This window comes from Paenibacillus sp. P3E, assembly GCF_001909045.1.
Classification (GTDB): Bacteria; Bacillota; Bacilli; order Paenibacillales; family Paenibacillaceae; genus Paenibacillus_AQ; species Paenibacillus_AQ helianthi.
On record NZ_LVWH01000038.1, the window covers coordinates 1 to 8,116 of the forward strand.

Annotated in this window: 9 protein-coding genes; 5 read left to right on the forward strand and 4 right to left on the reverse strand. The window is 46.1% G+C overall.

Annotated elements, in window-relative coordinates; translation table 11 throughout:
* A partial coding sequence (locus A3842_RS05925) for a GNAT family N-acetyltransferase (RefSeq protein WP_178382301.1) occupies positions 1-551 on the forward strand: 551 nt, incomplete at its 5' end.
* Here A3842_RS05925 and A3842_RS05930 read toward each other — a convergent pair.
* The gene (locus tag A3842_RS05930; RefSeq protein ID WP_256701539.1) at positions 519-1,262 is read right to left on the reverse strand and encodes a helix-turn-helix transcriptional regulator; all 744 of its coding nucleotides are present in this window, start codon (positions 1,260-1,262) and stop codon (positions 519-521) included. The two genes, A3842_RS05925 and A3842_RS05930, sit on opposite strands and share 33 nt — an antisense overlap.
* A gap of 495 nt (positions 1,263-1,757) precedes the next feature.
* Here A3842_RS05930 and A3842_RS05935 point away from each other — a divergent pair, with 495 nt between their 5' ends.
* The 4 genes from A3842_RS05935 to A3842_RS05950 all read left to right on the forward strand — a co-directional run bounded on the left by A3842_RS05935 (position 1,758) and on the right by A3842_RS05950 (position 4,824).
* Positions 1,758-2,261: a sigma-70 family RNA polymerase sigma factor gene (locus A3842_RS05935; protein ID WP_074100760.1), complete on the forward strand. Its 504-nt coding sequence runs from the start codon at positions 1,758-1,760 to the stop codon at positions 2,259-2,261.
* A complete protein-coding gene (locus A3842_RS05940) occupies positions 2,254-3,444 on the forward strand; it encodes an anti-sigma factor (RefSeq protein ID WP_074100761.1) in 1,191 nt (396 codons plus the stop codon). Before A3842_RS05935 ends, A3842_RS05940 begins: the two co-directional genes overlap by 8 nt.
* A 125-nt stretch (positions 3,445-3,569) precedes the next feature.
* Positions 3,570-4,076 (forward strand): metallophosphoesterase family protein, encoded by a 507-nt coding sequence (locus tag A3842_RS05945; protein WP_074100762.1) that lies wholly within the window; start codon positions 3,570-3,572, stop codon positions 4,074-4,076.
* Positions 4,077-4,110: 34 nt separating this feature from the next.
* On the forward strand, positions 4,111-4,824 hold the full coding sequence (locus A3842_RS05950) for an HAD family hydrolase (protein ID WP_074100763.1): 714 nt from the start codon (positions 4,111-4,113) through the stop codon (positions 4,822-4,824).
* 97 nt (positions 4,825-4,921) lie between these two features.
* On the opposite strand, the gene A3842_RS05955 is transcribed toward A3842_RS05950, so the two are convergent.
* The 3 genes from A3842_RS05955 to A3842_RS32400 form a co-directional block, all read right to left on the reverse strand.
* Entirely contained in the window at positions 4,922-6,031 is a 1,110-nt protein-coding gene (locus A3842_RS05955) for an FAD:protein FMN transferase (protein ID WP_074100764.1), read from the reverse strand.
* 138 nt (positions 6,032-6,169) lie between these two features.
* Complete coding sequence (locus tag A3842_RS05960) at positions 6,170-7,342, reverse strand: tyrosine-type recombinase/integrase (protein WP_256701541.1); 1,173 nt, start codon at positions 7,340-7,342, stop codon at positions 6,170-6,172.
* 277 nt (positions 7,343-7,619) lie between these two features.
* Positions 7,620-8,116, reverse strand: a 497-nt coding sequence (locus A3842_RS32400; RefSeq protein ID WP_178382302.1) for a hypothetical protein, incomplete at its 5' end; no start/stop codon positions are given.

The window sequence follows — 8,116 nt, forward strand, 5'->3', positions numbered from 1 at the left end:
CTATTATTAAAGCCCCATTGAATGACAATACAGTAGAGCTAAGAAGAACCCATTATATTTTTAGTGACACTACAACAGCCCCTGATGAACAACATGTTCAATCTGGAGCATTCCCTTTAACGAGAATTAATGAGAAGTTATATGAAAGATATGTAAAGGAAATTGATGATTCGTATGCCTTGCTTTGGGATTCAGCGGAGGTATATCTTGAAAGAGCATTTGGTTACTGTTTTTTGAATGAATCTGGTTTTGTAAGCGCATGTAACACCTTCTATTTGGGTGGAGGGTATATTGAACCAGACATAATTACACTTTCAGATTACAGGAAACAAGGTTTGGCTCTTACTCTGTGTCAGGAATTTATTAAACAAAGTAGGCAACGTAAGTTAATTCCTTATTGGGATTGTGATTCTGGCAATAATGCATCTAACCAGTTGGCTAGTAAATTAGGCTTTAATAAAGTTGGGGAAGTGCCGATATTATGGTGGCATGAAAACAAGCAAGTCATTTCAAATTATTTAATAAATTATAACTACAACAGTTTGGGGTAGTACCAGCGTAGCTGTCATCAGGGGCAAGGCCGCTTCAAGAAATTCCTTTAATTTGTGCTTTGTAGGCGTACCCGTGACAGGCGTATAGATACAGAAATGAAGGTCCGTATTGCCGTTCAGTCTGACGAAGGTGTTGATTTCAAACGCCAGCTCGCCTGCCCGATGGTGGTTCAGGATGAACCGGCTCGCCTTTTTCTGCTGGATGTCGTGCAGCCGCCACAGGGTGCCGAATTCCTCGCATTCTTCTGCCAAACGTTCGACCGTATCCCTGAACCAAGCGTCACCTGTATGACGATCGTAATACGAGCGAAACACCGCCATGGAGTATGATGCAAATTCTCCCCAGTTCAAAATATGATTGCGGAAATACGGGTTCATGAAGAATATCCTTATGAGGACGCGTTCCTGGTCGGACATCGACTGAAAGTCGGCGATGATCTCACAAGCCGCCCGGTTCCACGCGAGCACTTCCGTTCTGTCATTGGCGATAAAAGCCGGGTAAGGCACTTGGTCGATAATGTCTTGCCACTCGGAATTTACACTATCCGTCCCCGGAGGAGGCACATCGGGCTTCTCCGAACTCCACAATTGGAGCAAATGCAGCCGTTCATCCGGGGATAATTGAAGCGCCCTTCCGATGCTTTCAATAACTTCCTTGGAAGCCGCCACCTCCCGCCCTTGCTCCAGCCATGTATAATAAGTGACACTCACTCCGGCTAGTATGGAAACCTCTTCCCTCCGAAGCCCCGGAGTTCTCCTACGGCCGAACGAATTCGGAATCCCCGGCTTGTTCAGGCTGAAGGCGTTCCCTGCGGGACTTCAGAAATTCGCCCAAGACCTTAAATCTGTTGCTTTCCATAGAAATGTCAATCCTCCTAGACCTCATCATGTGGTGCCCTTCGACCGTTCAGACATCTTGACACTACGCATTAATAGCATCGAACTTCGCTTGGCAGATGACACTGAGCTAGCCGGTAATCTCTCAGATGCCTCGTTCATGCGGTTTGGATATGCTGAACCTCATGCTGCCAACCTTATTCTCCTAGAAAAGCGATGGTGAATCAAATGATATCGTTCCCAAAACCACTTATTCCAACAAGATCCCCGGTCTTCGCCCCTTTAGTCTTTAGGATGATTTTTCCTGATATGGAGGCGAAAATGTAACTTTTGGCGAATTCATACGTGGATAGGGTAAGGGGGGAGGGAATGGAGCCGAATTCGCTGGATGAGCTGTATCAGATCTATGTTCAGGATATATACATCTATTTGCGCTCCCTTTGTCATGATCATCACCTTGCCGAGGATCTGATGCAGGAGACCTTTTACCGTGCCTATCTGTACCTGGAAAACTGCCCGGAAGATAAGATAAAGCCCTGGCTGTTCCGTGTTGCGTACAATGCTTTTGTGGATGATATGCGTAAAGCGAAGAGGAGCATCATTACAGATGCGGATTATTTCAATAAGCTGGTCCACCCGGATACTACGGAGGGAACGCTGCTTCGTCAGGAACGTTTGGAGGAGGTAGCATTGTCTGTAGACCAGCTTCCGGAGAGGCAGCGTCATGCGCTTTTGCTGCATGAAGTGCATGGAATGTCTTATTTTGAAGCGTCAGAGATCATGGCGATCGGACTGTCCCAATACAAAATACTCGTATTCCGCGCCAGACAAACGCTGCGTGAAGTGGAGTGGAGGAGGAACGGCGATGAGTGAGGAGTTCAAGGAGAAGCTGCGGAAATACAGTGAAGGCAAGCTGCCGGAAGCAGAACGCAAAGAAATGGAGCACGAGCTGGAGAAGCTGGAGGCATACCAGGTCTATCTGGAGGAGCAGATGGAGCAGGAGGATCAGCCACCCGGGTGGCGAAAAGAAACCCTTTCCCCTCAGTCAGCTCCGCCGCCAGGCAAGGCCAAAAAAATTATCCGCCGGGGTAAATGGAAGGCGCGGATTGTAAATACGTTTACCGTGCTCGCGGCACTTCTGGCTTTTATGATCATTAGTACCATAATTACTACACTATTCTATAGCACAGGTGACCGGACAGACATCTACCGTGATGTTGTCTCCTCCGCCATAGCCGTCTCCCGGCCCAATACGATAGTAAATCTGAGTGCAAACGTTAAGAACCTTTTTAGAATGGAGTTATCTGGAAGGCTGCAGAAGCAAATCGGCGGGGAGCAGGTGGATGCCGGGGAATATACGCAGAATTATCTTTTCGGGTTGTCCGGTCCAGGTATGATGAATTGGACGGATATGAGGAACGCCGGGAATTATTATTTCTATTACCCGGATAAGGCAGCGGGCTCCGGCGGGGGAGTGGATGACCGTGCAGAGTGGCTAAAGCTGCAAAAGCTTCCCGAAGGCACAGTGGCCGAAGCCTACTTGTCTTTCGATCAATTGTTCACTACAGATACGCTGCTGAAAAAGCTTGAACCGCTGAATCTGCTGCCTGTGTGGTTTGCTGCCGATATCGGCCCGATGTCCGGAAGCGTGGTTGCCACTGCTCCACTCGGGTTCCCTTACATGCCCATGTGGCATGAGTCTGATGCGAAGGTTCTGCAGGAATCCAAGGAAAAGACAGGCTGGTTCAGCAGCGTGAGCTCCAGAAGTATAGCGTATCCGTCCGTTGAATCCTACGGGGATGGCAAACTGCGGGACGAAAACTTCATCAAGACGCTGCAGCTTCTGCAGCAGCATAAAACACTAGCCCGTAATGCTGCCCCATTCCTCCAATTGGACGGAGCGCTCAACTATCTGCAGAAGCACGGAGTTCAGCTCTATGGAGCTGTTGTCACCGGACCGGTAAAGGAATTGTTAAAGCTAAAAGAGGAACCCTGGGTCAGCCATATCCGTATTGGGGAAGTGCGTCTATGGAACTGGCGGGACCGGGGGAAATGAACAGTTGATATAAGCCGTTTCTGCACTTTATGAAATCCTCACTGTAACTGCTGTACTTGCTTCTCGATCCTACAGATCGTACAATTATCTGAAAATTAGGTTTCGCAGATTAGGAGCTGAAGCAGATGAAGGTAGGAGTGGTATCGGATACGCATCTCTCAAGCAGAGCCAAGGGGCTGCCATCCGTACTTATGGAGGAATTCAGCAAGGTGGATATCATTCTCCATCTGGGCGATTGGGTGTCGCTGGAGATTTATGATCTTCTGGCAGAGCTGGCCCCGGTGGAGGGGATCGCCGGCAATAACGACGGAGGAGAGATAATCAAGCGGTTCGGGGAGCGCAAGGTCGTTACGCTCGAAGGCAAGCGGATCGGAATGATTCATGGACATGCCCCCTATTCGCGCAAGGGAACCGACGGCAATGCGCTGCTTGCTTTTGAAGGAGAGCAGGTAGACTGCATTCTCTTCGGCCATTCGCACCAGCCGCTGCTGCGGCAGGAGGGTGAGATACTGCTGTTCAATCCCGGATCACCTACAGACAAGCGGCGGGAGAAACAATACTCTTTCGGCCTCCTCGATATTGAAGAAGGCAAAATCAGCGCACGCCATATTTTCTACGATTCTAAGGAATAATTACATTTGTGAAAAGAAAGTTAGGAGCGTTAACGTGGATAACAGCAATGGGAAGCTAGCCATATTTTTTGATCTGGATGATACACTGTACGACCATCTGGTTCCTTTCCGGGAGGCGGTGCGCGAGGTACTGCAGCCGGACGAGACCTATTTGATCTATGCGGATCTCTTCTACAAGGTAAGACATCATAGTGATTTGCTCTGGCCGAAGTATCTGCGGGGCGAGCTTGCGTTAGAAGAAACGCGGGTGCGGCGGCTGGAGCTGGCTTTTGCGGAATATGGCATAGAACTGGAACGCGAACAGGCGGTGAAGATACAGGCAGCCTATATCGGCCGACAGTACAGTATTAAGATGATTGAGGGCGCGGCTGAGCAGCTTCAGCGGTTCATCTCCCTCGGCCACAACGTAGGCATCATTACGAACGGCCCGCAGGACCATCAGATGAGCAAGCTGCGCGGACTCGGCGTAGACAAGCTGATCCCTGAGAATATGATCTTTATCTCGGATGCGGTTGGACTGGCTAAGCCAGACCCGGCAATTTTTGCCCATGTGAATAAGGTAACAGGGACAACGGCCGAGCATTCACTCTACGTAGGAGATACGTGGGATAATGATGTGGTTGGTGCGCTTGCGGCAGGCTGGAAGGTGTGCTGGTATAATCCCCGCGGCCGTCAGCCGGGAACGGAGCATAAGCCAAGCCATATTTTCACCAGTTACCGGGAATTCAGCGAGCTTCCATTGATTTGAATCCCCATCCTTATACTATACGCAGCAAAAAGAAAGCGGCGGAGCCCAGGCTCTGCCGCTTTTGCTGTTATCTGCTGATTCTACTAACAGGTGATATTTAATTGGCAAAAGTGTACGTAGGATCAGTCAGCTGCAATCGATCCCGCAGTCCCGAGGTCGCGTAAATCTTGTTGTCGTCCGTGATGAAGAAGGCATCGATTTTTTCCGGCAGCGACTCAAGATATTTCATGCCGTCCTTCAGACCCATGAGAAACACCCCGGTGGACAGGGCATCCGCATCCGTTGCATTGGGGCTCATAATCGTAATGCTTTTCAGCCCGTTCTGGGATGGGAAGCCAGTACGCGGATCAAGAATGTGATGATAACGCACACCATCCTGTATGAAGAAACGTTCGTATACACCAGAAGCGTCGATGACTTCGTCAGAAATCTTAATGGTTCCCAGCTGCGTACCCCGGCTCTGGTCAGGGTCCTGCAGACCAATGTTCCATGGAGTGCCGTTAGGCTTGTTGCCCAGGGCAATAATGCTGCTGCCCCCAAGGTTGATCATCGCGCTGTCCAGACCCTGCTTTTTCAAATAATCTGCAATCCGGTCGGCTGCATACCCTTTGCCGATCCCGCCCATATCCAGCACCATGCCTTCTTTGGCCAGCTTAACCGTCTTCGCGGCATCGTCCACAATTACATCTTTAAAGTTGGTCAAGGCTTTGGCTTTGTCGATATCCGCCTGAGGTGGAACCGATTCTCCGCCGCTGCCGATATTCCAGAGATCTACAAGCGGACCGATGGTCGGATCGAACAGCCCGTTCATTTTTTCGGCATATTTCAGCGACTGCTTGACAATATCCAGCGTTTCATCGGAGACAACAACGGCTTCTTTACCAGCAGCTTTATTCACGGCATATAGTTCTCCACCTTCTTTAGTCCGGCTGAACTCTTTATCCATGCGCTCCAGCATTTGCTGAATGTCATCCATATTTTTCTGTTCTGCCTTGTCGCCGAACACCTTGATATTCACGACAGTATCATAAATATAAAACGTCTGCTCCAGGGATTTCGTTCCCCCATCCGTAGCAACCTTTGCACCGCCGGAGGTTTCCTTGGGACTGCTGTTCTTGTCCTTATTATTGCTGCAGGCTGAGACAGCAAGAGCCATGACAATGACGAGAGCGAGCAGGACAAGTGCCGATTTTTTGTTCTTAAACATATTCCACCATCCATAAAGTTAGTTTCTTGATCACATCTTTTTTATCATGATGTGAAAAGGTGCGATATCCCTTGATGTATAAGGGGTTTTCTGAGTGTTCAACATACTGGGGTAACATTTAGGTAACATTTTGCTGTTTTAGAGGCTTCTCATCATCTCCGAAAACCGGCGAGGAGCTTCTTTTTTACGGGCCTTAGTGACGTGTAAATATACCTGTTTGGTCACGCCATCATTTTGATGTCCAAGTCGTTCCATAATCTCTTCAAGGCTTATATCAAGTTCAGCAAGCAGCGACACATGTGTATGCCTAAATTTATGTGGTGTGATACTTGGATTGAGATTAGCAAGTTTAAGTATCCTTGCCGTTCGGTGTTGGATGAAGTTTAAATTTTCAGGCGCTCCATGATTTGAAATCATCTTAGCTATGACAAAATCATTATCTTTGTATACGTTTCTGTATTTCATTTTAATTTCATTCTGCAATGATCGATGTTCTTCCAACACTTTTATTAAGTCATCATCTATTTCAATGATGCGATTTGAGCTTGACGTTTTTGGTGTTAGTAACTCATATCTGACCACATTGTTACTCGGATTATAGAGCGTCTTTGTAATGCTGATACGTTTATCAGTGAAATTAATGTCCTTCCACTTCAGCGCACACAGTTCACCTACACGCATGCCGGTATAGGCCAGCATCATGAATATTACATAATCACGTTCTAATCCCTTCGTCCTGGCTGTTTCCAAAAATAGTGACAGCTCTTCTTTTTCTAGGTAATTGAATACTTCCTCCTTTTTTTCTAATTCCTCAACAGTCTGTTTTTTACGCGGGACATGAGCATATTCAGTGGGATCTTCTTTAATGATTTTTTTCTCTACAGCCCATGCGAAAATCATATTGGCTGCAACATGTATGCCATCAATTGTATTTTGTCCCAAGCCACTGTATATTATCTCGTTACCTTTTTTCGTAGATTTCCCTCGTATAAAAAGGTCGTTGAGCGCGTCTTGGTACATTGTACCTGTAATAGATTTCATTTTGCAATGTGCGAAGTACTTATTAAGTTTTTTGATCTCATAATTGCGATTCCTTAAGGTAGGCGGCTTTATCTTCTTGACGATCTTATAATGTTCTAGCCACTTTTCAGTAAAGTCTTTAAATAGAATATTCGACTCTTGGACAAATGTCCCTTGAGCGAATTCGGAAAGTATTATTGCTGCTGCTGCTTCGGCATCATCCTTAGTATCAAACCCACCTTTTTTCTTCTGATTCCGCGATCCATCCGGTTTCTTCCCCAGGTCTAGCATATACGACCACTTAGCTCCACACTTGCACTTCTTACTCTGTTTACCTGGACACTTACAATGAGGCTTATAAAAATGACCTTTCACCTGGATCACTCCTTAACTCTCTCTATGTCTGTATTGTAGGGTAGGGGTAACAAAAAAACCATACTAAAGGAGGGTCAAATTTAACCCCCCTTTATTTTCGGACCTCTTGAATCAGAAGGTCCGAATTTTCTAGAATATGCTTTCCCCAGCTGGTGGGGAAAAAACCATACCCAGATTGAGTATGGCCTATGATTTAATCTTTAAGTACATACAACTGATTATTTAACTCATAACCGCTTAAAGATTTTTCAACTGATTCTAGTAATAATTCTAACTCAGCGTGCAATTCCGTTGAAGAATAGGATCCTATTGCTTTTAAAATACTCATGTATGTTAGTAGTGAATAATACAGTTCTAATGGATTAATCAAAGGTTCTTCTTCTTGCTCAAACATTCCATTATCTTGTAATTTCCATTTTTTTTCGTAAATGCCGTCTTCGTGTATGACGAATTTTTTTATTGAATTTTTTATTTTATTGTTTACGTGTTCATTAATGGAATAAACGTCACTCATATTTGTGCGACCATTAAATGAAATAAATTCTGCTATAACTCTTATAAATGTATATGCTATAAAAACTCCAAAAACAAATACTGCCTTTTCACCATAATCGAAACTCGTTTTATTATAAGAATCGTATACCCATAAAAATAGATAGAGAAGTAAAGACATTTTTATTGGTATATAAG